Annotated in this window: 23 protein-coding genes and 1 pseudogene; 12 read left to right on the top strand and 12 right to left on the bottom strand. The window is 69.4% G+C overall.

Annotation, left to right across the window (positions count from 1 at the left end; all coding sequences use genetic code 11):
• Positions 1 to 68: 68 nt before the first annotated feature.
• Positions 69 to 1,214, bottom strand: coding sequence for a serine hydrolase (locus KXC42_RS17735; protein ID WP_231911930.1), 1,146 nt, complete (start codon positions 1,212 to 1,214; stop codon positions 69 to 71).
• Between the two features lie 127 nt (positions 1,215 to 1,341).
• Entirely contained in the window at positions 1,342 to 1,920 is a 579-nt protein-coding gene (locus KXC42_RS17730) for a TetR/AcrR family transcriptional regulator (protein ID WP_219129333.1), read from the bottom strand.
• Between the two features lie 99 nt (positions 1,921 to 2,019).
• Between KXC42_RS17730 and KXC42_RS17725 the strand changes: the two genes are divergently transcribed.
• Positions 2,020 to 3,195: an oxygenase MpaB family protein gene (locus KXC42_RS17725; RefSeq protein WP_219129332.1), complete on the top strand. Its 1,176-nt coding sequence runs from the start codon at positions 2,020 to 2,022 to the stop codon at positions 3,193 to 3,195.
• Between the two features lie 42 nt (positions 3,196 to 3,237).
• Here the strand turns inward: KXC42_RS17725 and KXC42_RS17720 are convergent, their stop codons facing one another.
• Genes KXC42_RS17720 through KXC42_RS17700 form a run of 5 tightly spaced genes read right to left on the bottom strand, consistent with a single transcriptional unit; the run spans position 3,238 to position 5,758 of the window.
• Positions 3,238 to 3,801 (bottom strand): hypothetical protein, encoded by a 564-nt coding sequence (locus KXC42_RS17720; RefSeq protein WP_033096096.1) that lies wholly within the window; start codon positions 3,799 to 3,801, stop codon positions 3,238 to 3,240.
• A complete protein-coding gene (locus KXC42_RS17715; RefSeq protein ID WP_033096095.1) occupies positions 3,798 to 4,805 on the bottom strand; it encodes a DUF6286 domain-containing Asp23/Gls24 family envelope stress response protein in 1,008 nt (335 codons plus the stop codon). Before KXC42_RS17715 ends, KXC42_RS17720 begins: the two co-directional genes overlap by 4 nt.
• Complete coding sequence (locus tag KXC42_RS17710; protein WP_006552248.1) at positions 4,798 to 4,992, bottom strand: hypothetical protein; 195 nt, start codon at positions 4,990 to 4,992, stop codon at positions 4,798 to 4,800. Before KXC42_RS17710 ends, KXC42_RS17715 begins: the two co-directional genes overlap by 8 nt.
• A complete protein-coding gene (locus KXC42_RS17705) occupies positions 4,989 to 5,300 on the bottom strand; it encodes a hypothetical protein (RefSeq protein WP_006552247.1) in 312 nt (103 codons plus the stop codon). Before KXC42_RS17705 ends, KXC42_RS17710 begins: the two co-directional genes overlap by 4 nt.
• A complete protein-coding gene (locus KXC42_RS17700; RefSeq protein WP_026060889.1) occupies positions 5,297 to 5,758 on the bottom strand; it encodes an Asp23/Gls24 family envelope stress response protein in 462 nt (153 codons plus the stop codon). The genes KXC42_RS17705 and KXC42_RS17700 overlap by 4 nt, the downstream gene beginning before the upstream one ends.
• 211 nt (positions 5,759 to 5,969) lie before the next feature.
• On the opposite strand from KXC42_RS17700, the gene KXC42_RS17695 reads away from it, so the two are divergent.
• The 3 genes from KXC42_RS17695 to KXC42_RS17685 all read left to right on the top strand — a co-directional run bounded on the left by KXC42_RS17695 (position 5,970) and on the right by KXC42_RS17685 (position 9,485).
• Positions 5,970 to 7,175, top strand: a complete 1,206-nt coding sequence (locus KXC42_RS17695) for an NAD(P)/FAD-dependent oxidoreductase (RefSeq protein ID WP_033096094.1) — start codon at positions 5,970 to 5,972, stop codon at positions 7,173 to 7,175.
• Between the two features lie 67 nt (positions 7,176 to 7,242).
• On the top strand, positions 7,243 to 8,046 hold the full coding sequence (locus KXC42_RS17690) for a glutamate racemase (protein ID WP_033096093.1): 804 nt from the start codon (positions 7,243 to 7,245) through the stop codon (positions 8,044 to 8,046).
• A 188-nt stretch (positions 8,047 to 8,234) separates the two neighbouring features.
• Complete coding sequence (locus KXC42_RS17685; protein ID WP_016690903.1) at positions 8,235 to 9,485, top strand: MFS transporter; 1,251 nt, start codon at positions 8,235 to 8,237, stop codon at positions 9,483 to 9,485.
• 52 nt (positions 9,486 to 9,537) lie between these two features.
• On the opposite strand, the gene KXC42_RS17680 is transcribed toward KXC42_RS17685, so the two are convergent.
• Entirely contained in the window at positions 9,538 to 10,593 is a 1,056-nt protein-coding gene (locus KXC42_RS17680) for a ferredoxin--NADP reductase (protein WP_016690904.1), read from the bottom strand.
• Between the two features lie 299 nt (positions 10,594 to 10,892).
• Here KXC42_RS17680 and mdo point away from each other — a divergent pair, with 299 nt between their 5' ends.
• From mdo to KXC42_RS17665, 3 genes are all read left to right on the top strand, one after another.
• Entirely contained in the window at positions 10,893 to 12,164 is a 1,272-nt protein-coding gene (mdo, locus tag KXC42_RS17675) for an NDMA-dependent methanol dehydrogenase (protein ID WP_016690905.1), read from the top strand.
• Between the two features lie 80 nt (positions 12,165 to 12,244).
• Positions 12,245 to 13,333: a MoxR family ATPase gene (locus KXC42_RS17670; protein WP_016690906.1), complete on the top strand. Its 1,089-nt coding sequence runs from the start codon at positions 12,245 to 12,247 to the stop codon at positions 13,331 to 13,333.
• A 118-nt stretch (positions 13,334 to 13,451) separates the two neighbouring features.
• Positions 13,452 to 14,906 (top strand): VWA domain-containing protein, encoded by a 1,455-nt coding sequence (locus KXC42_RS17665; protein ID WP_231911933.1) that lies wholly within the window; start codon positions 13,452 to 13,454, stop codon positions 14,904 to 14,906.
• A 7-nt stretch (positions 14,907 to 14,913) separates the two neighbouring features.
• On the opposite strand, the pseudogene KXC42_RS17660 reads toward KXC42_RS17665, so the two are convergent.
• Positions 14,914 to 15,402 (bottom strand): annotated as a pseudogene (locus KXC42_RS17660) (SRPBCC family protein); the annotation flags it as partial.
• A 58-nt stretch (positions 15,403 to 15,460) separates the two neighbouring features.
• Between KXC42_RS17660 and ggt the strand changes: the two are divergent.
• The 4 genes from ggt to KXC42_RS17635 all read left to right on the top strand — a co-directional run bounded on the left by ggt (position 15,461) and on the right by KXC42_RS17635 (position 20,910).
• Positions 15,461 to 17,458 (top strand): gamma-glutamyltransferase, encoded by a 1,998-nt coding sequence (ggt, locus tag KXC42_RS17650; protein ID WP_039585342.1) that lies wholly within the window; start codon positions 15,461 to 15,463, stop codon positions 17,456 to 17,458.
• A gap of 175 nt (positions 17,459 to 17,633) precedes the next feature.
• Entirely contained in the window at positions 17,634 to 18,866 is a 1,233-nt protein-coding gene (locus KXC42_RS17645; RefSeq protein ID WP_039585339.1) for an iron-containing alcohol dehydrogenase, read from the top strand.
• Positions 18,863 to 20,236: a GAF domain-containing sensor histidine kinase gene (locus tag KXC42_RS17640; RefSeq protein WP_024101651.1), complete on the top strand. Its 1,374-nt coding sequence runs from the start codon at positions 18,863 to 18,865 to the stop codon at positions 20,234 to 20,236. The genes KXC42_RS17645 and KXC42_RS17640 overlap by 4 nt, the downstream gene beginning before the upstream one ends.
• Positions 20,233 to 20,910 (top strand): response regulator transcription factor, encoded by a 678-nt coding sequence (locus KXC42_RS17635; protein ID WP_006553550.1) that lies wholly within the window; start codon positions 20,233 to 20,235, stop codon positions 20,908 to 20,910. Before KXC42_RS17640 ends, KXC42_RS17635 begins: the two co-directional genes overlap by 4 nt.
• Before the next feature lie 183 nt (positions 20,911 to 21,093).
• Here the strand turns inward: KXC42_RS17635 and KXC42_RS17630 are convergent, their stop codons facing one another.
• The 3 genes from KXC42_RS17630 to mftR form a co-directional block, all read right to left on the bottom strand.
• Positions 21,094 to 21,534: a hypothetical protein gene (locus KXC42_RS17630; RefSeq protein WP_064060468.1), complete on the bottom strand. Its 441-nt coding sequence runs from the start codon at positions 21,532 to 21,534 to the stop codon at positions 21,094 to 21,096.
• 82 nt (positions 21,535 to 21,616) lie between these two features.
• Positions 21,617 to 22,420 carry a mycofactocin oligosaccharide methyltransferase MftM gene (gene mftM / locus KXC42_RS17625; protein WP_219129331.1) on the bottom strand — a complete coding sequence of 268 codons (804 nt, stop codon included), beginning with the start codon at positions 22,418 to 22,420 and terminating at the stop codon, positions 21,617 to 21,619.
• Positions 22,417 to 23,082 (bottom strand): mycofactocin system transcriptional regulator, encoded by a 666-nt coding sequence (mftR, locus tag KXC42_RS17620; protein ID WP_019291266.1) that lies wholly within the window; start codon positions 23,080 to 23,082, stop codon positions 22,417 to 22,419. Before mftR ends, mftM begins: the two co-directional genes overlap by 4 nt.
• A gap of 121 nt (positions 23,083 to 23,203) precedes the next feature.
• On the opposite strand from mftR, the gene mftA reads away from it, so the two are divergent.
• The gene (gene mftA, locus KXC42_RS17615; protein WP_006553546.1) at positions 23,204 to 23,299 is read left to right on the top strand and encodes a mycofactocin precursor MftA; all 96 of its coding nucleotides are present in this window, start codon (positions 23,204 to 23,206) and stop codon (positions 23,297 to 23,299) included.
• Positions 23,300 to 23,315: the final 16 nt, after the last annotated feature.

Below are 23,315 nucleotides of genomic sequence, written 5' to 3'. Positions count from 1 at the left end.
TCACTGACGCTCGAACGGCGTCCACCCTCCGGGGTGGGCGCCGTTCGGCGTTTCGGGATCACCGGCGATCAGCCGACGATCTCCTTCAGCTGGTTCGCCACGGGGGTCACCGGTTCCTCCCCGTCGGCCGTCGGGATGTCGCTGTTCACGGCGGCGACGACCACGGCCCGGCGTTCGGGCAGATATCCCACGTAGGTGTTGAAACCGGGGAGCTCGCCCGTGTGGCCGAGCCAGCCGTTCTCGATGCCGAGCCCGAGGCCGTAGGCGCGGGTGTCGGTCGCACCGGGGACGTCGAACAGGAACGAATCGAGACGGAGCTGCTGCATCTCGGGGGAGAGGATGCCCTTGCCCGTCCCGAGGGCCGTGCCCCACAGCTCGAGATCGTCGACGGTGGAGATCACCGCGCCGGCCGACCATCCCCACGACGGGTTCCATCCGGTCGCATCGGCCGTCTGCCCGTCCGGCTGTCCCTGTTCGGTGATCCCGTACAGGTGCGGTGACGCGATGGCCGCGTCGGTGGGCATGACGGTGTCGGCCATGCCCAGGGGTTCGAAGACGTTCGCCCGGAAGTACTCGTGCAGGCTCTGCCCGGAGACCTGCTCGACGACCAGCCCGAGCGCGATCGTGTTGGTGTTGGAGTACTCGAACCGCTCCCCGGGAGCGAAGTTCGGTGCGTCACCGCGCACGTAGTCGAGGAGTTCGTCCGGGGTCCACGGTGCCTCCGGATCGTCGAAGAGTTGCTGCTGGAATTCCTCGTCGAAGGTGTAGCTGGAGATACCGCTCACCATCGAGGCCAGCTGACCCAGGGTGGCGACGTCGCCGTTCGGCAGGCCCGGCACATAGCGGCCGATCGGATCCTCCAGCGACAGGCGGTCGTCCTCCGCCAGTTGCAGTAGAGCGGTGATCGTCATCGTCTTCGTGATGCTGCCGATGCGGGTGTGGTCGTCCGGGCCGGGTTCCTCCGATCGATCCGCACCGATCGTTCCGGACGAACCGGTCCACTCGTATTCCGGGGTGACCACGCGCGCAACGACTCCCGGGAATCCGACGTCCTCGCGGACGCGGTCGAGCACGTCCTGGAATTCGTCGGCGGGCGCCGCGCCGGTAGCGGTCGCATCGGTCGCTGTTGCTTCGGACGTTGCGGCGGGCGGTGATTCGCCCGAGGTGTCGTTGCCGCAGGCGGCCACGACGGTGAGGATCACGGCGGACAACACGATCGGTAGTCGACGCACGGCACTCTCCCCGGTCGAGACGACGGTGTGAGAACGACAGTGATCAGTATGTGCCGTTCGGCAGGACGTCGGGTCTGTTTTCGGCCCGAAGCGAATCCAGCGTCGTGTATCAGGCGCTCTCGATCGCGGCGAGGAGCATCCGCGCCGTCACCGCGATCATCCGGGTCCGATCGGATCTCCGGGGCCGCAGGAGGGCGATCCGCGAGCACAGGCTCGCCGTCGCTCCCATCACGATGAACACGAGATCGTCGAGCGCTGCGTCGTCGAGATCGGGTCGCAGCCGCGCCGGGATGATGCGTCCGAGCGGCCGCAGCGGACCTTCGACCTCGGCCCACGCGAGCCCGAACTCGATCTCCTCGGAGGTGTACGACACCCGGAGCACCGCGGCGTGTTTCTCGAAGGCGGCGGTGAGGCTCTCCACCACCGTCACCATGGCCTCCTCCGGCTCCTGGTCCATCGCCCGCCCGATGGCGGTGGACAGCGAGGTGGTGATCGCGTGGACGGCGGTCATGCGGAGTTCGTCGAGCACGGCGTCGACGTCGGGGAAGTACCGGTAGACCGTCCCGATGCTCACGTGGGCGTGCTCGGCGAGTACCGTGGTGCTGATCCGCGCGGTGGGGCTACGCTCGAGCAACTCGTACGCAGAGGTGAGAAGCAACTTGCGAGTGTCGTGACTCCGCTGCTGCACAGGACGTTTCCGAGGGGTTCTGCCTGCGGTTCTGTTGCCGCGCGGGGAGCTCATGAAAAGTGAATAGTAAGTGAGGATTCCTCGTGTTTCCATGGATGTATGGAGCGACGTATCCCACGTGATCTCGTCAACGCCGACCTTGTGGTGCGCCGATACGCAGATCTCGGCGAGCGCTGGCTCGACGGCATGTGGCAGGCCGACCCGCCGGCCGACGCCGTGGTGAACGACGACTTCGGTCCGAACTCCGCGACCGACGCCGTGCGCGTCGCACTCGCCGACGGTGTCGACGCGGTCCCCGGGGCACCCGACTCCCTGCGAGAGCTGTTCGCCTTCCTCGACGACGAACCCGCCTGGGTCGACCACGACCGCATCGACAACGCCGCCGACGCGCTCGTGCGGCACACGCCGATCCTCGGCATGGTGCTCGGTGCTGCCTCGCTGCTGCGCGGTGCCGGAAACTTCATCGCCGGAAAGCCTCTCGCGCTGACGGGCCGCTATGTGAGTCAGCCGGCCGTGCGGTCGGTCGAGGTCGGGGAGTGGTTACGGCACGTCCTCACGCGCGGCGGAATGCGCCGCGACGGAGGCGGATTCGCGTTCACGGTGCGGGTGCGCCTGATCCACGCCCACGTGCGCAAGGGCATCCTCGCGAGCGGGGTGTGGGACGAGGACGCCTGGGGAGTGCCGATCCCGCAGTCGTACATGGCGCTGACGATGGCCGAGTTCGGGCACATCGCGGTCGAGGCGATGCAGATCCTCGGGGTGCGCTTCACCGATCGCGAACTCGACGACATCTACCACCTGTGGCGCTACGTCGGGCACGTGATCGGGATGGGCGAGGAACTGGGCCTGCGCACCGAACGCGATCACATCGCGGTCGAGGACCTGTACCGGCTCACCTCGCCCGGCCCCAGCGACGAGGACCGGGATTTCGTCACCGCGCTGACCGAGCAGTATCTCGTCCCGGAGCTGGCCAACCTGCTGCCGGGCACCGCACCGATCCGGACGACGGTCGCCCGCACGGTGATGCACTCGCTGCAGCGGGTGTTCATCGGCGACGCCGACGCCGACGCCCTGCACATCCCCGACAGCCCGCTCAAGCACGTCCTCGGACGCGTCGGGCCGCTGCTCGCGCTCGTCGACCGCGTCCAGGAATTCCGCTATCCGGACCTCGAACGCACCACGCAGCGGGCGTACAAGGTGCGCGACGTGGCGATGGACCGGATGCGCGTGGACTACAGCGTCGAGCACGACCTCGTGGACGCGGCCCGAAGCTGAGCCACCCCGGGCCGGATGGGTTCCGGCCCGCGGTGGATGGGCTCAGTGGACATCCACAGCCGGGTCGAGATGTACCAGGACCTGCGTCGCCACGTGCGCCCCACCGAGCGCCCGCGCGACCCGCTGGGCGGCATCCTCCGCGGCTTCCGTCAGCTCGGTGACGTCGATGGTCGGGTCGGCGTGCACCACCACCGAGAGCGTCGGCAGGTGGCGTTCGACGACCGCGCGTCCGCGCACGACCCGCACGCCCGGCAGGGCGGCGAGTTCGGCTGCCACACCGTCGGCGACGGGACCGAGTTCGACACCGAGGGTGGCGTCGGTGACCTGGTCGTAGAGCTGCACGGTCGACGTGCGCCGGCGCGACAGGTTGACGGCGAGCAACGCGATGCCGAGCACGAGTCCGCCCGCGAAGACCGACCACAGGGCCGGTGTCCACCACGACTGGTCCGGGACGTCGGTCACGCGGGGACGGTCGAGACGCGAGAGTTGCTCTCGGGCTAGGGGAACCTGCCACACCCACGCCAGGGCGAATGCGCCGGCACCGGCGAGGGCGAGGCCCGCCAGGAAGGTGACGAGCCGATTCGCCAGCACGGTACGGAGTTTCACCGCGCCACCTCCACCACGAGTTCGACGGGGTCGGCGAGCGCCGCGAGGTTCGGGGCGACCGCGCCGCGCACGGACGCGGTGATCTCGTCGACCGGTGTCTCGTCCTCGATCGAGATGCGCACCACGGCACGGCGACGGTCGACGACCGTGCGGGCCGTGCGCACGCCGGTGAGCGCGGACGCGTGGGCGCTGCACATGCGTGCGACGTCCGTGCGCCGCATCCACACCGTGGGCACCGGCCCCGCGACCTGCAGCGGCACATGCGTCCGGCGGCGGGGTTTGAGGGCGACGACGATCAGGACGATCCCGAGGACGAGACAGACGCCCGCGACGGGGGCGAGCCAGGTGTGCCAGTGCAGGCGGCCGAACCACTCGAAGGAGTTGCGCAGCCACGGGGCACCGCCGTACGTCCCGTTGACGATGAGCAGTTCCCGCGCGGCGACGAACGACAGGGCGAGCGCCGCGATCGCCACGATCGCGGCGGCGGGTGCGGCCGCGGGCGGCGCCAGCGGCGGCAGGGGAGCGACGGTGGGGATGTCGGGATGCGGAGTGGTCCGCGCCGCGACGATGTCGGATTCCAGGTACTCGACGGGTGGCTGCGCCTCGTCGGTCTCGCCGTCCTCGACGAGCGCGGTCGCGACGATGAGCACGTTGAGTTCGCTGATGCGCATGCCCGTCAGGTCGTGCAGCTGGCGTTCGACCGCGTCGTGGACCCGGCGGGTGAGCATCGCCGCGTCGTACGGCCATTCGGCGGCGATGTAGAGATTCACCGCGACGGCCTTCGCGCCGGTGGTGACGTCGGCCCGGGGCAGGTCGCGGCCGGTGAGACGCAGGATGCCACCTCCGCTGTGCCGCACCACACCGGGAACGCCGAGCGCGGCGGCCGCGGCGATGCGTTCGATCGCACGGTCCTTGACGACGAGGTTGCCGCGTTCGCCCGGGGGAACGACCCCGGTCCCGGTGTCGTCGGATGTCCCGACGTCGGACGCGGTGGGATCAGCCACGGCCCCGACTCCTCAGCAGGGCGCCGAGGTCGAGGTGGCCGTCGCGGTGGGCGCCGATCGCGGCACCGAGCGCGCCGAGCAGCACGGCGAACAGCAGACCGCTGAACCCGCCGATGATGCCGGCGAGGGCCAGGAGCAGCCCCGCGAGGAGTCCGACGACGGTGTTGCTGACGGGTGTGTGGTTCACGATGGGGCTCCTTCTCGTTCACCGGCGTGGACGTCTTCGATGGTCACCTGGACGGGCACGTCCACCAGCGGGGACACCCGGACGCGGACGGCGTCGGCGACGGCCGGGAGATCGGCGGGGATCCGCACGACGATGTGCACCGCGCACAGCTGATCGGTCAGCCGCACACCTTCGACCCGTCGGCCGGGCAGATAGGTGGCGACCTCCCCGAATGCGCCGCGGTGCAGACCCACGACGCCGGGAACGGACAGCGCGGCGTCCGCGACCAGGTCGGCCGCGTTCGCCTGCGCTGCGGATCCGGGGTTCACTGCACGCGGGGTTTGGCGTCGTCGGTGAGGGCCGCGGCCTCTTCGTGGAGCATGACGTCGAAGACCGTGATGTTGACCTCGGTGACCTCGAGTCCCGTCATGCGCTCGACCGCAGCGATGACGTTGTGCCGGATGGCGACGGCGAGTTCGTGCAGCGCGACGCCGTATTCGGCGACGATGCCGATGTCGATCGCGGCCTGACGTTCACCGACCTCGACGGCGACACCCTGTCCGTGGTTGATGCGCGCACCGGGGATGCGGTCGCGCAGTGCGCCCACGACGCGGGCGGTGCCGGCGCCCACCTCGATGACGCCGCTGATCTCGCGGGTCGCGAGCCCCGCGATCTTGGCCACCACCGCGTCCGCGATGATCGTGCGGCCCTGCGGATCGGCGGGTCCGGAGGAGGTTCCGGCGCCGAACTGTATGCGGCTGATACCTGCGCCGCTGTCGCTGGTCATGAGGGGCTCCCAGGTAGGTGTACCGGTCGTGTTCCGTGCTCGATCCTGTGCTGGATCCCATTGTCCTCACGGTGCCTCGAACTCTAACGGCCGACGTAGGTCTGTCGCCCGTCGTCGCCGTTTGGTAAGAACGTGGGACGCAGGGTGGGATGCATCACTACCGCGCGGCACGCGCATGCGTGTCACAGACGAAGCGAAGGATGGGCCGAGGGTGTCGAACGAGCGGGAGACCGAGAGTACGCCGGAGCGCGTCGTCGTCGTGGGCGCCGGCCTGGCGGCGGTGCGTACCGCCGAAGAGCTGCGCCGGGCCGGATACGAGGGCGAACTCGTGCTCGTCGGCGACGAGACGCACCTGCCCTACGACCGCCCGCCGCTGTCGAAGGAGGTCCTGCGCGGCGACCGCGACGACACGACCCTCCGTCCCAGCGAGTTCTTCGGCGAGAACCGCATCGAGCTGATGCTCGGTGCCGCGGCTCGCTCGGTCGACACCGCGTCACGCACCCTCACCCTCACCGACGGCACCGAACTCGGCTACGACGAACTCGTGGTCGCCACAGGGCTGCGGCCCCGCCGCATCCCCGGTCTGCCCGATCTGGCGGGGGTCCACGTCCTGCGGTCGCTCGAGGACAGCCGCGCCCTGCGCGAGGCGATCGTTCCGGGTGCCCGCGCGCTGGTCGTCGGTGCCGGGTTCATCGGGTGCGAGGTCGCGGCGAGCCTGCGGGCGCGTGAGGTGGAGGTCGTGCTGGTCGAACCGCAGCCCACCCCGCTCGCGTCGGTGCTCGGTGCCGAGGTCGGTGCTCTCGTCACGCGGCTGCACACCGCCGAGGGCGTCGACGTGCGTGCCGGAGTCGGTCTGTCGGAGATCCGCGGCGACGGGCGTGTCACCTCCGCCGTCCTCGGCGACGGCAGCGAGATCGACGTCGACCTCGTGGTGCTGGGCATCGGTTCGATCCCGGCCACCGAGTGGCTCGAGGGATCGGGTGTCGAGGTCGAGAACGGTGTCGTGTGCGACGGCACGGGCCGCACCTCCACCCCGCACGTGTGGGCGGTCGGCGACGTCGCGTCCTGGCAGGTACCGGCCGGTGGGCGCAGGCGCATCGAGCACTGGACGAACGCCGGCGAGCAGGCATCCGTCCTGGCGAAGACCATCATGGGCGTCGAGGCCGGGGCCGCCGCGCAGGTGCCCTACTTCTGGAGCGACCAGTACGACATCAAGATCCAGGGCCTCGGTGCGGTCACCGCCGACGACACGGTGCACGTCGTGCGCGACGACGGCCGCAAGTTCCTCGCGTACTACGAGCGCGACGGCAGGCTCGTCGGCGCTGTGGGCGGCGGCCTGCCCGCGCTGGTCATGAAGTCGCGCGCGAAGATCGCCGCGGGCGCCCCGATCGACGAGCTGCTCGCAGCGGCGGTCTAGGGGAGTGGGCTGCGCGCCGGAACGACCGCAATCGGGCCGGCCGCGCGCGACCCGCTAGATTCGTAGGGTGATCGTTGCGCTCATCGACTCGGGTCTCGGGCTGTTGCCGACGTCCGCGTGGCTGCGACGGTTGCGTCCCGATCTCGACCTCATGTTGTCGACGGATCCCGACGGCGCCCCGTGGGGCCCGAAGTCTCCGGACTGGGTGATCGACCGGGTCGTCACCACCGCCCGTCGCGCCGTCGATCGCGGCGCCGAGGTGGTCGTGCTCCCGTGCAACACCGCATCGGTGACCGCCCTCGAACACGTCCGGGCCGATCTCGGTCCGTCGGTGCCCGTGGTGGGCACGGTCCCCGCGGTCAAGCCCGCGGCCGCCGCGTGCGATTCGGTGGCGATCTGGGCCACCGCGGCGACCACCGCGAGCAGGTACCAGGCGAATCTGATCGAACAGTTCGCGAACGGGTCCGAGGTCGTCGGCGTGGCGTGTCACGGACTTGCCGACGCCATCGATGCGGGTGATCGGGTGGCCGTCGCCGCAGCGGTCGCCTCCGCGGCCGAGCGCACCCCTCGGGACGTCCAGGGTGTGGTTCTCGGCTGCACCCACTACCCGCTGGTCGCCGACACCATCACCGAACACCTGCCGGCCGGGGTGCGCCTGTTCGACAGCGCGGAGGCCGTCGCACGGCAGACGCTGCGCCGGATCGATGCGCTCGGGCGACCCGCCTCGGGTTCGGGCCGTGTCGAGGTCTTCCGCAGCGGTGTGCCCGGAGAGTTGCCGCCGGCAGCGACGGTCTTCGCCGCCGGTCGCGCCCTGCTCGCGGCGCCCGGCGACATGCGGGACGAGGACGTCGAGGACGCCACCTCCCTCTGAGTGTCCGAGCCGCCCCGGTGGGCGGCCGGAGGAATACTTCGCTGAGCGAAGTATGTTGGTGAAGGGGTGTTCACCGATCCGCGCGGGGGCGCATCGTTCGTCTCCGCGCGGAACACGCCGTTCGTGTCCGCGTGGAACACGCCGTTCGTTTCCCGCGTGGAACGCGCCGATCACCTTATGGAGGTTCGATGACTGCTCCCGTACAGCCCCGCGGCCGCATCCGCTCGTTCGGTTTCGCCGTGGTCGGCCTGGGAGCGTTCACCCTCACCGCGTCGTCGTCGGCACCGTCACCGCTGTATCCCGTCTACCAGCAGATGTGGGGATTCTCCGCGGCGATGCTCACGGTGGTGTTCGCGGTCTACGTGCTCGCACTGCTCGCGGCGCTCGTGACGGTGGGGTCGCTGTCCGACCACGTCGGGCGCAGACCCGTGATCGTGACGGCCCTGCTGCTGCTCGCGGCGAGCATGGTGGTGTTCATCGCCTCCCCGGGCGTGGGGTGGCTGATTCTCGCGCGGATCCTGCAGGGTCTCGCGGTGGGCGCGGCGACGAGCGCGCTGGCCGCCGCCGTGATCGAGATGCAGCCGAACAGACACATCGGCCCGCTGATCAACACCGCGGCGCCGTCGCTCGGCCTCGCGCTCGGCGCGGCGGGAGCGGGCGTGCTCGTGCAGTTCGCGCCGTTCCCGACGGTCCTGAGCTATGCGGTCGTCGGCGTTCTCGCCGTCGTGCTGGCGATTGCGCTGATCTTCGTGCCCGAGACGTCGCCGTCGGTGGGTTTCCCGTCGCGACGCGACGCCCTGCGGAGCCTGGTGCCGAGCGCGTCGGTGCCCCGTGAGGTCCGGGGCCGCTATCTGCTCATCCTGCCCAGCCTGATGTCGGCGTGGGCGCTCGGCGGGCTGTACATGTCGCTGGGACCGTCGATCGTCGACTCGGTGTTCGGTATCGACAACCGTCTCGCTGCGGGCCTGGCGATCGGCACCCTCTTCACGGCGGGCACCGTCGCGGCGACCACCACGGCCCGCCGCGACCCGCATCGCATCGTGGTCCTCGGGGCCGTGCTGCTCGCGACGGGACTGGCCGCGGTGATCACCGCGCTCCTCACGGGATGGGTCGCGGTGTACTACGCGGGTACCGCCGTCGCCGGTTTCGGCTGGGGCTCGACCTTCGTCGCGGCCATGGGCGTCGTCGGCTCGCTCGGCCGACCCCATGAGCGCGGCCGGATCTTCGCGACGACCTTCGTCGTCTGCTACTTCGCGTTCTCGGTGCCCGCGATGGCCGCCGGGGTGGCGGCCGGATCGTTCGGCCTGATGTCCACCGCCGTCGGCTACGGCGTGGTCGTGGCCGTGCTGGCGCTCGTGGCCGGGGTCGGCGTGCTCGTGCGCAAGCCGAAGCCCGACTCCGCCGGGATGCGGGAAGTGCCCGTCCCCGCACGTTCGTAGGGGCCGGGCACTTCCGCAGAGGGAGCGGGCAGCGGGGCGTGACCCCGCCGGTTCAGAACTCGATCTTGAGGTGGTCGGTCACCGGCCGGGCCTGGCAACCGAGGATGTAGCCAGCCTCGATGTCCTCGGGGTCGAGCACGTCGCAGTTCTCCATCTCGACCTTGCCCTCGAGCACGGTGCACGCGCACGACCCGCATTCGCCCTCCTGGCACGAATACGGCACGTCGATGCCCTTCGCGAGCATGATGTCGACGAGGGTCTGCTTGCGCGGCCACGACAGCTTGTGGACCTCGCCGTCGAGCTCGACCTCGACGGTCGCGGCGTCGGCGGCGTCCTCGTCGCTGACCTCGACCGGCGCCTGGTCGGCGAACGGGTCGCCCGACAGTGAGTTGAAGACCTCGGCGTGCACGCGGGCGCGGGGCATGCCCACGGTGTTCAGGGCCTGGTGGACCGTGTCCATGAACGGTCCGGGGCCGCACATGAACGCCTCGTACGACTCGTAGGGCGCTGCGATCGCCGCGAGCTGGTCGGCCGTGGGCAGACCCTGCACGGACTCGAGCCAGTGCACGACGGTCAGGCGCGTCGGGTACTTCTCCGCGAGCGCCCGCAGCTCCTCGGCGAAGATGACGGACTTCTCGTCGCGGTTGGCGTAGACCAGCACCACCTTGCCGCCGCCCTGGGTGAGCGCGGACTTGAGGATCGAGATCACCGGGGTGATGCCGCTGCCGGCGCCGAACAGCAGGAAGTCGTGGTCGAGCGACTTCGGGGTGAAGACGCCCGCGGGAGGCAGCACCTCGAGGGTCTGTCCGGTCGCGATGTTGTCGCACAGCCAGTTGGATCCGTAGCCGTCGGAGGTGCGCTTGACGGTGACCTTGGGGGCGTCGTCGGTGAACGGCGAGCTCGCGAGCGAGTAGCAGCGGGCCACCGAGCCCGTCCGGTCGCTCGGGATGCGCAGGGTGAGGAACTGGCCGGGCCGGTAGGCGAATTTGTCGCGCAGCTCGTCCGGGACGGCGAACACGATCGACCGCGTGTCGGCGGTCTCCTCGACGACGGCGGACACGGTGAGGATCACCGAGCGTGAGCCGTGGGGCACCTCGACAGTCGTCATGGGTGGGTCTCGTCCTCTCCTGCAAAGATGGCCGCGCACGACCGAATCTAGAACGTGTTCTAATTCAGGTTACCAGCGCGCATGGGATGAGGAAAACGGTACCGGCACTGCTCGGGCGGGTGCGGAGCCCACCCGGTCAGCGGGAGGTCCCCTACCCGAACGGGCGGTGCCCCCGCAGCGACCGGACGGTTTCGGCCGCTGTGTCTTTCACGCCTCGCGACTCTGGTCGATGGTGAATCGCGGATGAGGTCCACATCACACTCCCGATCCGGTACACCCCCTCTGCGAGGAGATACACCATGGCAATCGAGCTCAATCAGATCTGGGACTTCCCGATCAAGGAATTCCATCCCTTCCCCCGCGCGCTGATGGGCGTCGGTGCCCACGACATCCTCGGCGTCGAGGCGAAGAACCTCGGTTTCAAGCGCGCCCTGCTGATGACCACCGGCCTGCGCGGATCGGGGATCATCGAGGAGCTCATCGGCAAGATCGAGTACCAGGGCGTCGAGGTCGTCCTCTACGACAAGGTCGAGTCCAACCCCAAGGACTACAACGTCATGGAGGCCGCGGCGCTCTACCAGAAGGAGAAGTGCGACTCGATCATCTCCGTCGGCGGCGGATCGAGCCACGACGCCGCCAAGGGCGCGCGCGTCGTGATCGCCCACGACGGCCGCAACATCAACGAGTTCGAAGGCTTCGCGAAGTCCACCAACAAGGAGAACCCGCCGCACATCGCCGTCTCCACGACCGCCGGCACCGGCTCCGAGACGTCCTGGGCGTACGTCATCACCGACACCTCCGACATGGACCACCCGCACAAGTGGGTCGGCTTCGACGAGGCCACGATCGTCACCCTCGCGATCGACGACCCGCTGCTCTACTACAGCTGCCCCCAGCACTTCACCGCCTACTGCGGCTTCGACGTCCTCGCCCACGGCTCCGAGCCGTACGTCTCCCGGCTGGACTTCGCGCCGTCGCTGGGCAACGCGCTCTACTCGATCGAGCTGGTCGCGAAGAACCTGCGCGAGGCCGTCTTCGAGCCGCGCAACCTCAAGGCCCGCGAAGGCATGATGAACGCCCAGTACATCGCCGCGCAGGCCTTCAACTCCGGCGGCCTGGGCATCGTGCACTCCATCTCGCACGCAGTCTCCGCCTTCTTCGACAGCCACCACGGCCTCAACAACGCGATCGCGCTGCCCCGCGTGTGGGAGTACAACCTGCCCTCCCGTTACGAGCAGTACGCCCGCATCGCCACCGCGATGGGCGTGGACACCCGCAACATGACCACCGTCCAGGCCGCCGACGCGGCGGTCGAAGCGGCGATCCGTCTCGCGAAGGACGTCGGCATCCCCGACAACTTCGGTCAGGTGCGCACCGACTCGTACGAGAAGAACCAGATGAACACCAAGAAGTACGCGGGTCGCGGAGACACGATCCGCGGCGACGAGAAGACCGTCCGGGCGATCTCCGAGCACATCCAGGACGACTGGTGCACCCCGGGCAATCCCCGCGAGGTCACGGTCGACTCGATGATCCCGGTCGTCGACCACTGCATCAACCGGTCCTACTGAGAACCCGCGCTCCCGGGGCGTCCCCTGCGCCCCGGGAGCGCCCTGCTCCGCTGCGACCACGCCAGACAAGGAGACCCCGGATGACCCCGTTCGCCTCGGGCGCCGAGTTGAAGGATGCGCTGCGCCGGCACGACTACATCGCCGACGACGAGTTCGCGACCGTCGTGCACCTCGCCACCGCACTCGAGCGGCCCCTGCTGCTCGAAGGCCCCGCCGGGGTCGGCAAGACCGAACTGGCCAAGGCGCTCGCCGCGGTCGGCGGCCGGAAACTGGTGCGGCTGCAGTGTTATGAAGGGCTCGACGACAGCCGCGCCCTGTACGAGTGGGACTACGCCAAACAGTTGCTGCACGTGCAGATGCTGCGCGACCGCATCGGCGAACTGCTCGCCGGTCACGCCGACCTCGCGGACGCGTCGAAGTTCCTCGCGCAGCAGGACTTCGGCCTGTACTCGGAGACCTTCCTGTCGGTCCGTCCGCTGCTCGAGGCCGTGCTCTCGGAGGAGCCGGTGGTCCTGCTCGTCGACGAGGTGGATCGCACCGAGGAGTCCATGGAGGCACTGTTGCTCGAGGTGCTCGCCGAACGGCAGGTGACGATCCCCGAGGTCGGCACGTTCACGGCACGGTCCACACCGTGGGTGATCCTGACCTCCAACGACACTCGCGAGTTGTCGCCCGCCCTCAAGCGTCGCTGCCTGCACTACCACGTCGGATACCCGACACCCGAACGTGAACGCGAGATCGTCACCGCCCGGGTGCCGGATGTGCGCCCGGGAACGGCCCACCAGATCGTCGATCTGTCCCGGACCCTGCGCGATCTGCCGCTGCGCAAGAGCCCCTCGATCTCGGAGGTCATCGACGCCGCGCGCGCAGCGACGGTGATGGGACACGACGCCGACGACCCGGATTCGCTGGGCGGCATGCGCGACGTGCTGTTGGCGACCCTGCTCAAGTACACCGGCGACGTCGACCTCGCGAAGACGCGGCTCGGCGGTGCGGCACCGGCAACCGCGACGTCCGAACCGGATATGTCCGAAGCGATTGCGGCCGAACCTGTTCCGTCGCACGAACGTGTGACGGTCGCATCACGCCCGGCGAACACCACGACCTCCGTCTTCCGGGGACGCGGTGGTGGCGGTCGCGATGCCGCGGGCAGCGGACTGCGGGGGTGACCCCGCGATGTACGCATCCCGAGTGGGGCGGGTGTCCACACCCCGGGCGACACGGGTGACCGCGCTCGACGAGCGTCGCCCCCGCTACGTGCTCGACGTGGTGGCGGCGGTGTTCGGCATGCTCCTGCGACGCCACGGTGTCGCGGCGTCACCGGCCGAGAGCATCGAGGTGCGCCGGGTGCTCGACCGGGTCCCCGTCCGCGAGCGGGATTCACTGCGCTCGTGCTTGCGGGCGGTGTGCGCCAAGTACCCGCACGAGAGGGCCGGCTTCGAGCGCGCCTTCGACGAGTTGTTCGGTGCGGTCGACGCCGCCGTCGCCGCGAGCGGCGGCGGTCCCGCCCGCGCGCAGTTCGCGGAGTCACTGCCGGCAGCGCTCGAGATCGGCGACGACCCGAGTGTCGCGCGCTACGCCGAGTACAACGAACGCGCAGCCGAGGTCGGCGACCACTTCGACACCCCGGAGGCCCGCAAGGGATTCAACCCGCACAAGGACGACGACGATGTGTCGATGACATCGTCCGACGCCGATCTGTCGGTGGACACGGGTGCGGACTCGGGCCGTCGCGGCGTCACCTACACCGTCGACGTCGAGAATGCCGCGACCACGACGGTGGGTGATCTGTCCGGTGAACCCGGGGCCGCGGTCGTCGGATCGTTGTCGTGGGACGACCCGGCGTCGATCCTCGCGTGGCTCGACGCCTACGACCCGCACCGCACGTACGGGGAAGAGGTCCTCGACGAACCTCTCTCCGCCTCGCAACTCGCGCGACTCGTGGACGCGGTCGAGGCATTCGTGGCATCGCTCGCCGCCGCGGTGCCGGGGACCGAAGGCGTCGAGGCACCCGAATCGCACGACACCGCCGGTATCGACCGTGCCGAGATCGAGCTCGCATGCCACGAGGTGCTGCGCCGCATGCGCGGACCGGTCCGGCCCCATCCGCGTGAGCGGACCCGCGGACGGCTCGACATGCGCAGGACCGCCCGAGCGGGGATGCGGACCGACGGCGTGCCCTTCCGGCTCGTCGTCCGCGCGCCCCGCCCCGACCGGGTGCGGCTGCTCGTCCTCGCCGACGTCTCGTTGTCGGTCCGTCCGATCACCGCGTTCACGCTCCGGCTCGCCCAGGCGATGCACGGGCGGGCGCACCGATGCCGGGTGGTCGCCTTCGTCGATCGTCCGGTGGACGTGACGACGCAGTTGCTCGCTGCCGGCGGTGACGGTGCTCTGGCCGCCGTACTCGCCCATCCCGCAGTCGATCTCGAAGCGAGCAGCGACTACGGCCGGATGTTCGACGAACTGCTCACCGAGCACTCCGGATCGATCGACGGCCGGACGTCGGTGCTGGTGGTGGGGGACGGGCGCTGCAACGGTCTTCCCCCGCGCACCGATCGGCTCGAGGAACTCCGTCGCCGCGTGCACCGCCTCGCGTGGATCACGCCCGAGCCCGAGCGGTACTGGACGCAGGCAACCTGCGCGATGCCCGACTACGCCGAGGTGTGCGACGAGGTGGTCGTCGCCCGCGACGGCGCGCAACTGCTCGCGCGCGCCGCCGAACTCGGCCACGCCCTGCGGTGAGCGGCGCTCACCGTGTCGCGGACCCGGCCAGCAGCTCCTCGAGTCGTTCGAAGCCCTCGGTCAGGCCGGTCTCCATACCCGATTCCGCCATGCCGTCGCGGGCCTCCTGGCTCGGGTACACGGAATGGCCGACCAGCTTGCAGCGGCCGTTCCCGAGGTCGACGAAGGTGAGCGTCTCGAGGCTCACCACATCCGGGAATCCGAGATATTCGAAGGTCTGGACGATGAGCTCGTTCTCGCGCACGGTGTGGAAGACACCCGCGAAGCGGTAGCTGCCGCCGTCGTCGGAGTGTTCGTAGCGGTACGAACCGCCGGTGCGGAGGTCGTACTCCTCGATCTTCATCTCCAGGCCGCGCGGGCCGAGCCACTGCGCGACGGCGTCGAGACCGCGGAACTGCTGTTCCTTCACCAACCGGTAGCGGTCGATCCAGGAGGTCAGCATCTCCAGCCGTGCGGGCTTCAGGTGGACGGGCCGGCGCGGGGCGTCGCGCGTGCGCAAACGGATCGCGGTCGAATTCCCTACGGGCACTCACGCGCCCGGCTACGGTCAGTGAATGGTCCTGCCCTCGAGAGCCCGGTCCGGTGTCCGCGCGGCCTTCGCCGCGGCCGTCTCGATCACCCTCCTCGGCGCGTGTACGTCCGCGTCGGACGATATGGAGTCGGGCGGTACGGCTGACGTGCAGGAGACCGCGGCAGCCGCGACCTGCACCGCCGAACCCAACGGCACCCCGATCGCCGAGACGCAGCCGGCGACGGAGACCGGGGATCGCGACATCTCCACGAACCCCGAGATCGCGACCGGTTACCGCGCCGGCATGACCGCGGTGACCACCTCCTCCTTCGCCGTGTCGACGGCCAATCCCGCATCCACCGAAGCGGCATGCGAGGTCCTGCGCGACGGCGGGACCGCGGCCGACGCACTCGTCGCCGCCCAGATGGTCCTCGGTCTGGTCGAACCCCAGTCGTCGGGTATCGGCGGCGGAGCGTTCCTGGTGTACTACGACGCCGAGTCCGGTGAGGTGGAGGCATACGACGGCCGCGAGACGGCACCGATGTCCGCGACCGAGAACTATCTGCGCTGGATCAGCGACACCGATCGCACCGAACCCCGCCCCGACGCGCGTGCGAGCGGCCGCTCGATCGGCGTGCCCGGCGTCGTGCGGATGCTCGAAACCGTCCACGCGAAGCACGGGAGTGCCGCCTGGGGCGAATTGTTCCGCCCCGCGATCGATCTCGCCGATCAGGGCATCGTGATCAGCGACCGTCTGGCGCAGTCGATCGCCGATTCCGCCGAACAGCTCGCCGTCGACGACGAGGCCCGCGCCTACTTCCTGCAGGCCGACGGCTCGCCCAAGCCCGAAGGTGAGATCCTCACGAATCCGGCGATGTCCAAGACGCTCTCGGCGATCGCCACCGACGGCGCCGACGCCTTCTACACCGGTGACATCGCGGCCGGCATCGTCGAGTCCACCGGCACCGATTCGGGCGGGCGTACACCCGGAACGATGACCCTCGACGATCTCGCCGTCTACGAGGCGAAGGAACGGCAACCGCTGTGCACCCCCTACCGCGAGTACGAGATCTGCGGGATGCCCAACCCGTCCTCGGGTGGCATGGCGGTCGCGGCGACGCTCGGCATCCTCGAGAACTTCGACCTCGCGTCGCTGCCGCCGGGTGATGTCGATGCCGACGGTGGCGTCCCCGACGCGGATGCGGTGCACCTGATCTCCGAAGCCGAACGACTCGCCTACGCCGATCGCGACAAGTACGTCGCCGACGCCGATTTCGTGCCCCTGCCGGGTGGCTCGCTCGAGACCCTGGTGAACCCGGACTACCTGTCCGAACGCGCAGGGCTGATCGACCCCGGCAAGAGCATGGGCGAGGCGCAGCCCGGCGACTTCGGTCCGGTCCCGCTCGGCATGCCGCCGCAGAGCCCCGAACACGGCACCAGCCACATCTCGGTCGCGGACAGCTACGGCAACGTCGCATCCATGACGACCACCATCGAGTCGGCCTTCGGCTCGTTCCACATGACCGACGGCGTCCTCCTCAACAATCAGCTCACGGACTTCTCGGCCGAACCGGTCGACGAGGAGGGGCTGCCCGTCGCCAACCGCGTCGAACCCGGCAAGCGGCCGCGCAGCTCGATGGCCCCGACGCTCGTCTTCGATCGCACCTCCGACGGCGGTCGCGGCGACATCCGGATGGTGGTCGGGTCGCCGGGCGGCTCGGTGATCATCCAGTTCGTCGTCAAGACACTCGTGAACACTCTCGACTGGGGACTCGACCCGCAGCAGGCCGTCTCGGCCGTGTCGTTCGGCGCTGCGAACACCCCCGTCACAGGGGTCGGCGGCGAGCATCCGGCGATCGACGGTGCCGACGACGGAGCGACCGATCCACTCGTGCAGCAGCTCCGCGACAGGGGCCACGAGGTGTCCGTCGCCCCGCAGTCCAGTGGACTGAGCGCGCTGCTGCGTCAGGGGGAGGGATGGATCGGTGGCGCCGACCCCCGACGCGAGGGCGCCGTGATGGGTGATACCGGCGGGCAGTGACGATCGGCGCCCTATATCCGTCGAGCGCGGATCGACGCCCGTGACCTACCCTGTCGAATAGGTGCCGACCTCACCATCGGTCCGGTGCGTCCCGTGCCCGCTGCGCCCGACAACCCGCGCACCGTAAGCTGGATCACACAGGTGCGCGGATCGTGCGGATCGTCAGGAGTGAACAGTGGCCGTCGTCATGCCGGGACACCAGAACACGACCCATCCCCGTGCTTCCGCGCCCCCTCGGGACGGCCACCCCGCTTCGGGGCCGGCCCTGGTCAAGTTCCACGCCCCCGAGATCGTCTTCGGGGAGGGCTCGCTCGTCGAAGCGGCCCACGCCGCCGTCCGGCTCGGCGGTGTCCGCCCCATGCTCATCACCGACCCGGGACTGATCGAAGCCGGCTGGGTCGACGAACTCCTGCAGCACCTGCGTGATCAGGGGGTCGACGCCACCGTGTGGGCCGGTCTCACCCCCAATCCGAAGGACCACGAGGTCGCGACCGGCCACGAGGTGTACCGGTCGCGGGGCTGCGACGTCCTCGTCGCGCTGGGCGGTGGCTCGGTGATCGACGCCGCGAAGGGCGTCGCGATCCTCGCCGCCAACGGCGGCAACATCCTCGACTACGAGGGCGTCGACCGAGCGCGGTTGCCCATCCCGCCGATGGTCATGGTGCCGTCGACGTCCGGGACGGGAGCCGACGTCTCCCAGTTCTGCGTGGTCACCGACACCGCGCGCGGCAGCAAGATCACCATCATCGGCCGGTCGCTCGTCCCCGACCTCACGGTGATCGATCCGCGACTGCTCACCACCATGCCCGACGACCTCAACGCCGCCACCGGACTCGACGCCCTCACCCACGGCATCGAGGCGTTCGTCTCCCGCGCCCACAACCCCCTCACCGACCATCACGCACTGCGGGCGGTCGGCATGGTCACCGGCACGCTCGTGCGCACGATCGACGACCCGACCTACATGCCCGCTCGCGCCACCATGGCCCAGGCCAGTCTCGAGGCCGGACTCGCGTTCACCAACGCGATCCTCGGTGCAGCCCACGCGATGAGCCATCAGGTCGGCGGTCTGCTCGACCTGCCGCACGGGGTCATCAACGGCGTGCTGCTGCCGCACGTCATCCGGTTCAACGGTGCCGACGATCCCGAGCCGTTCGTCCAGGTCGCCGCGACCCTCGGTCTGGAGGAGGCGCGCGGTGCCGCGCCCGAGGCCGTCGATGCCGTCGCGTCGCGCATCGACGCCCTCGCCCGTCAGGTGGGTGTGCCGCGCGGACTGCGCCAACTCGGCGTGCGGGAGGAAGACCTGCCGCGACTCGCCGAGGGAGCACTGCGCGACGCGTGCATGTCGACGAATCCGCGCACCGCGACCCGCGACCAGATGATCGAGTTGTTCCGGACGGCGCTGTGAGTGCTCCCGACCTGTCGGCACTGACCGGACTCCGCTCCGGGAAGTCGACCTTCTATCCGCAGTACCGCGGCGCCGCCGAACGGCTCGAACGCGTCGTCCACGCACTCGAACTGATCTCCCGGGCATTGGTGCGCACGGTCGAGGGGCCCGAGACGCTTATCTGCGCCGTCGCCGAAGCCGCTCGCGCGCACCTGAGCGCGACGTGGGTTGCCTTCGCCCTCGCCGACGGTGTCCTTCCCGATGCCGGGCCGCGCAGGCTCGTGCTCGGCCCCGACGCCACTCCCTTCCTCGTCGACAACGTCGAGGGACCGCCCCTGCCCGACGAGGTCGTGGCCCTGCTCGACGCCGTGCGTACCGGTGCCGTCGAACGTCGCGAGCTGGTCGAGAACCACCACGCGTTCGTGCCCATCGTCCTGGACGGGGGAGTCGCCGGTGCCATCGCCGCATGGACGCCGGACCGCCGCGTCCTCGACACCACCGACCGCGCCGTTCTGTCGATCCTCGCCAGCCAGACCGCGGTCGCGCTGCAGAACTCCGCGCTCTACCAACGCGGACAACTCCTGCTCGAACGCGCCGAGCAGGCCTACCGCGAAGCGAACCGCTCCGCCGCCGATCTGCAGGCACGCAACGAGGAACTCGAAGCGACCCTGAAGAAACTCGCTCTCACGCAGCGGCAGCTGGGCGTCGCCCACCGGAACCAGGCGCTCGACGAGGAACGCCACCGCATCGCGCGCGAGCTCCACGACAGCGTCACGCAGGCCGTGCTCTCGGCGGGCATGCAGATCGAGGTGTGCCGCAGCGACATTCCCGACGCCGAACGCAGCGAACGACTCGACCTCGCCAAGGAACTCACCCGCGGTGCCGTCGAGCAGTTGCGATCCGCGATCTACGCGCTGAACCGACCGTCCGATTCCGAACGGATGTCGTTGCCGGAGATGCTCGAACAGCTCAGCGTGGCCCACATGCCGGGCGAACTCGAGGTCAAGACGAGAATGGGTGGCACACCGGTCGAGTTGAGCGGCGAGGCCGAGCACGCCCTGCTCCGGATCGCCGGCGAAGCGTTGTTCAACGCGGCGGTGCACGCCAACGCGAGTCGCGTGGTGCTGCGGCTCAGTTATGGACGCGATGCGGTCCTGCTGTCGGTCGCTGACGACGGCGACGGCGACCCGGCACGTCTGCGGGTGATGCTGCGACTCGCCGCCAACGACCTCGACGGGAGCCATCGCGGTCTCGCGAACATGCAGGCCCGCGCCCGCGAACTCGGTGGCACCCTCGAGGTGCGTCGTTCCCGGTTCGGTGGAGTGCGAATCGCGGCCCGTATCCCGTTGCAGGACAATGCTGTAGCTCAACAGGTGGGAGAACCGTCATGACCGTCACGCCGCCTCGGATGACCCCGCGGGCGCGGCCCGGCACGGTGCGCATCGCACTCGTCGACGACCACGCGATCCTCCGCCAGGGACTCCGCTCGATCCTCGATCGCGAACCGGATCTCGAAGTGGTGGGGGAGGCCTCGACGGACGTGGAGGCGCTCGCGCTCGTCGACCGCATGCGCCCCGACATCGTGCTGCTCGATCTCAAGCTCTCGGCCGGGTCGGACTTCGAGGGACTGGGATTGTGCGGGCGGCTGTCCTCGGCGCACCCGGGCATCGGTCTGCTCGTGCTCACCACCTTCCTCGACGAACAACTCGTCGTGCGGGCGGTGCACGCGGGCGCGCGTGGTTACGTCGTCAAGGACGTCGACACCACCGAACTGGTGCGCGCCATCCGGGCGGTCTCTCGCGGTGAGAGCGCCTTCGACTCGCGCAGCGCGGCGGCGGTCGTGCGTTCGCTCAACGGGCAGGGCACATCCGCCGAACAGTTGACCGGCCGGGAACTCGAGGTGCTGAAGCTTCTCGCCGCCGGCATGTCGAACGTGAAGATCGGTGAGCAGCTTTTCATCTCGGCCACCACCGTGAAGTTTCACGTCAGCAACATCATGCGCAAGCTCGGGGTGAGCCGCCGGGCCGAGGCGGTCTACGCCGCCAGCAAGCAGGGGCTGATCTGACCGCCTGGCCCCTTCCGCGGCTCAGCTCTGCGCGGTGAGCTTGCTGCTGTAGGCCGCACCCCAGTCGTCGAGCCACGCGGCGACGGCCAACGGTTTCGCGTTCGGTGTCCGCGACGAGTGTGGCCGCGTCCGCAAATACGGCGACGGGGGACTGGCGGGTACGGACCCGACGTCCACACCGCGTCAGCGTCCGGTCGGGGCAGGCGAGTGCAATGGCACGAGTACCGACAGTGCGCCGGTATACAGGATCAGGCGCAGTAGCGGTCCGCCTCGGAGAAGCTGCCGGGTGATCTCCCGGACCCGTCGGCCCTCGTCCTCACCCGGCGGCGCGGCGAGCACGATCGCGGGACCGGAACCGGGCCGGGTCGCGGTGACGAGCAGACACTCCTCGACGGTGGTCAGTACCGGAATGTCGTTCGCGCCCTCGGTCTTTCCAATCGCCACGGCGTCGTAGTCGGAGTCGTCCGCATCGTCGTGGAAGACGAGCAGCCGCACGTCCGGTCGCTCGGGGAGCGGCCGACAGTCCGTCACCACTCCGCACGACATGTCCCGCGATGCGCCGGGGTGGGGAAGGACGACGCGACGAGTCGTCCAGCCGAAGTGGCTCTCGACGATGTGGTCCATCACGCCACCTCCTTCCGTACATACCGGGTATTCGTCGCCGGACGGGAAACGGATGGGCGGGCAGGCGGATGGCCCGGGTGGATCACCCGATGACGAGCCACCCACCGTGGTGTTCGAACACCTCGAAGGGACGCCCCGTACTGCGGCCCAGTTCCTCGAGTGCGGGCAGGTCGAAGGTGCGCACGTGTCCGTGGCAGACCGTCGCCTCGTCCTCGAACGGCACCGCGACCACCACCCGCTGCCGGGCGATCCGCAGCGCCTCGGCGAGGATCGTGGCACCGAGGGCGTCGTCGACGTGCTCGAGCAGGTGGATCGCGGTGACTGTGTCGGCGCTGCCGTCGGGCACCGGGACGTTCGCCGCGTCGCACACGAGCGTGTCGACGTGCAGCCCGAGCCGCGGTGCGACCGCATCGAGCAGGCGCATCGTGCCGGGCAGGATGTCGGTGGCGGTGACGGTGGTGCCGGCGGCGGCGAGCCGCAGCGGCAGGAAGCCGAAACACGACCCCAGGTCGAGCACGCTCCCACGCACGAGTTCGGCGGCCCGATTATGGATGGGCGCGAAATCGGCTGTACCGTCGAGCAGTTCGCCGAGCGAGTTGCGGTAGTAGGTGACCCACGAGTCGAGGGCGCCGGGCACCGTGGAGCGGACGAGTCCCACCATCGTCAGCTCGAACTCGTCCTGACCGAACTCGATGTCCTGGATCGAGGCGGTGACCTCGGCGACGAGTCGCTCGCTGATCTGCTCGGCCGTGAGGGAAGGCGTGACGTGGAGTCGGTCGTCCTCGCGCCGGACGTTCAGCGGCCCGGCGGGTACGCGTTCGACCGTCACGTGATCGTGTGTCCACCGGCCCGGGCTGCAGGGAGCGAGCGAATCGAGCAGGGTCATTGTTTCGCAACCTTTTTCGGAGGTGTGGAAGGGGGCGGTGTGGAAGGGGAGTGCGGGTCACTGTAGTCGAGACCGGCCGTCAGTGTCCCCATCCCGGTGGCCAGTAAGTCGTGCAGATCCGATCCGGGTTCGTCGAGCCACGCCTCGTAGGCGGAGATCGCGACACCGAGCAGCAGATAGCCGACGGTGCGGGGGATGTGGTCGTCGGGATCGGCCCCGATGCGACGGGCGACGAACTCGGCGACGACACGTCTCCAGCCCTGGTACATCACCGACGAATAGCCCTGCAGCGCGGGCGTGTGCAGGATGAGACCCATCCGCGCGCGGTGTCGTTCGGCCTCACTGTCGGGGAAGGTGTTGAAGTCGTGCAGGGCGGTGGTCAGCGCTTCCGAGAGCGGAACGTCCTCGGGGATCGTTTCGAGGCTCGCGCGCATGCCGGCGAGGTGTTCGTCGAAGTTTCCCCAGGCCACCTCGTTCTTCGACGGGAAGTAGCGGAAGAAGGTGCGTCGCGCGATGTCGGCCGCCTCGGCGATGTCGTCGATGCTCGTCTCGTCGAAGCCCGCCTCCATGAACAGCTCGATGCCGATTGCGGCGAGTTCCTCCTTCGTGGTGGACGGGCGGCGACCTATCCGAGCGGACGGTTTCCCGCGACTACGCGTCATTCTTCCTCCCGAAGGCGTGACATTCTGCACTTGATGCCATTACAGTGGTGAACTGTCGTCACAGCGCAAGTCCCACTGTGACGACCGGCTCCGATCCAGGAGAAGAAACCGAGGAGGAAACATGTCCGATCGTGACAACGCCGTGATCGAATCCGATCTGATCGAGGAGTCCCTCGTCGAAGAGGTCTCCATCGACGGCATGTGCGGCGTGTACTGACATGACCGCGCCCGGA

Origin of the sequence: Rhodococcus sp. LW-XY12 (assembly GCF_019317345.1) — a bacterium.
GTDB lineage: Bacteria > Actinomycetota > Actinomycetes > Mycobacteriales > Mycobacteriaceae > Rhodococcus > Rhodococcus pyridinivorans.
The sequence above is the reverse complement of the archived record's forward strand: the minus strand, read 5'-3'. Positions and strand labels throughout refer to the sequence as shown.

Bases quoted from the DNA above. Each gene is read 5' to 3' on its own strand.
- KXC42_RS17725 (WP_219129332.1), top strand. From the start codon at position 2,020: ATGGAGCGACGTATCCCACGTGATCTCGTCAACGCCGACCTTGTGGTG.
- KXC42_RS17700 (WP_026060889.1), bottom strand. From the start codon at position 5,758: ATGACCAGCGACAGCGGCGCAGGTATCAGCCGCATACAGTTCGGCGCC.
- KXC42_RS17685 (WP_016690903.1), top strand. From the start codon at position 8,235: ATGACTGCTCCCGTACAGCCCCGCGGCCGCATCCGCTCGTTCGGTTTC.
- KXC42_RS17680 (WP_016690904.1), bottom strand. From the start codon at position 10,593: ATGACGACTGTCGAGGTGCCCCACGGCTCACGCTCGGTGATCCTCACC.
- mdo (WP_016690905.1), top strand. From the start codon at position 10,893: ATGGCAATCGAGCTCAATCAGATCTGGGACTTCCCGATCAAGGAATTC.
- KXC42_RS17670 (WP_016690906.1), top strand. From the start codon at position 12,245: ATGACCCCGTTCGCCTCGGGCGCCGAGTTGAAGGATGCGCTGCGCCGG.
- KXC42_RS17665 (WP_231911933.1), top strand. From the start codon at position 13,452: ATGCTCCTGCGACGCCACGGTGTCGCGGCGTCACCGGCCGAGAGCATC.
- ggt (WP_039585342.1), top strand. From the start codon at position 15,461: ATGGTCCTGCCCTCGAGAGCCCGGTCCGGTGTCCGCGCGGCCTTCGCC.
- KXC42_RS17635 (WP_006553550.1), top strand. From the start codon at position 20,233: ATGACCGTCACGCCGCCTCGGATGACCCCGCGGGCGCGGCCCGGCACG.
- KXC42_RS17630 (WP_064060468.1), bottom strand. From the start codon at position 21,534: ATGGACCACATCGTCGAGAGCCACTTCGGCTGGACGACTCGTCGCGTC.
- mftM (WP_219129331.1), bottom strand. From the start codon at position 22,420: ATGACCCTGCTCGATTCGCTCGCTCCCTGCAGCCCGGGCCGGTGGACA.
- mftR (WP_019291266.1), bottom strand. From the start codon at position 23,082: ATGACGCGTAGTCGCGGGAAACCGTCCGCTCGGATAGGTCGCCGCCCG.
- mftA (WP_006553546.1), top strand. From the start codon at position 23,204: ATGTCCGATCGTGACAACGCCGTGATCGAATCCGATCTGATCGAGGAG.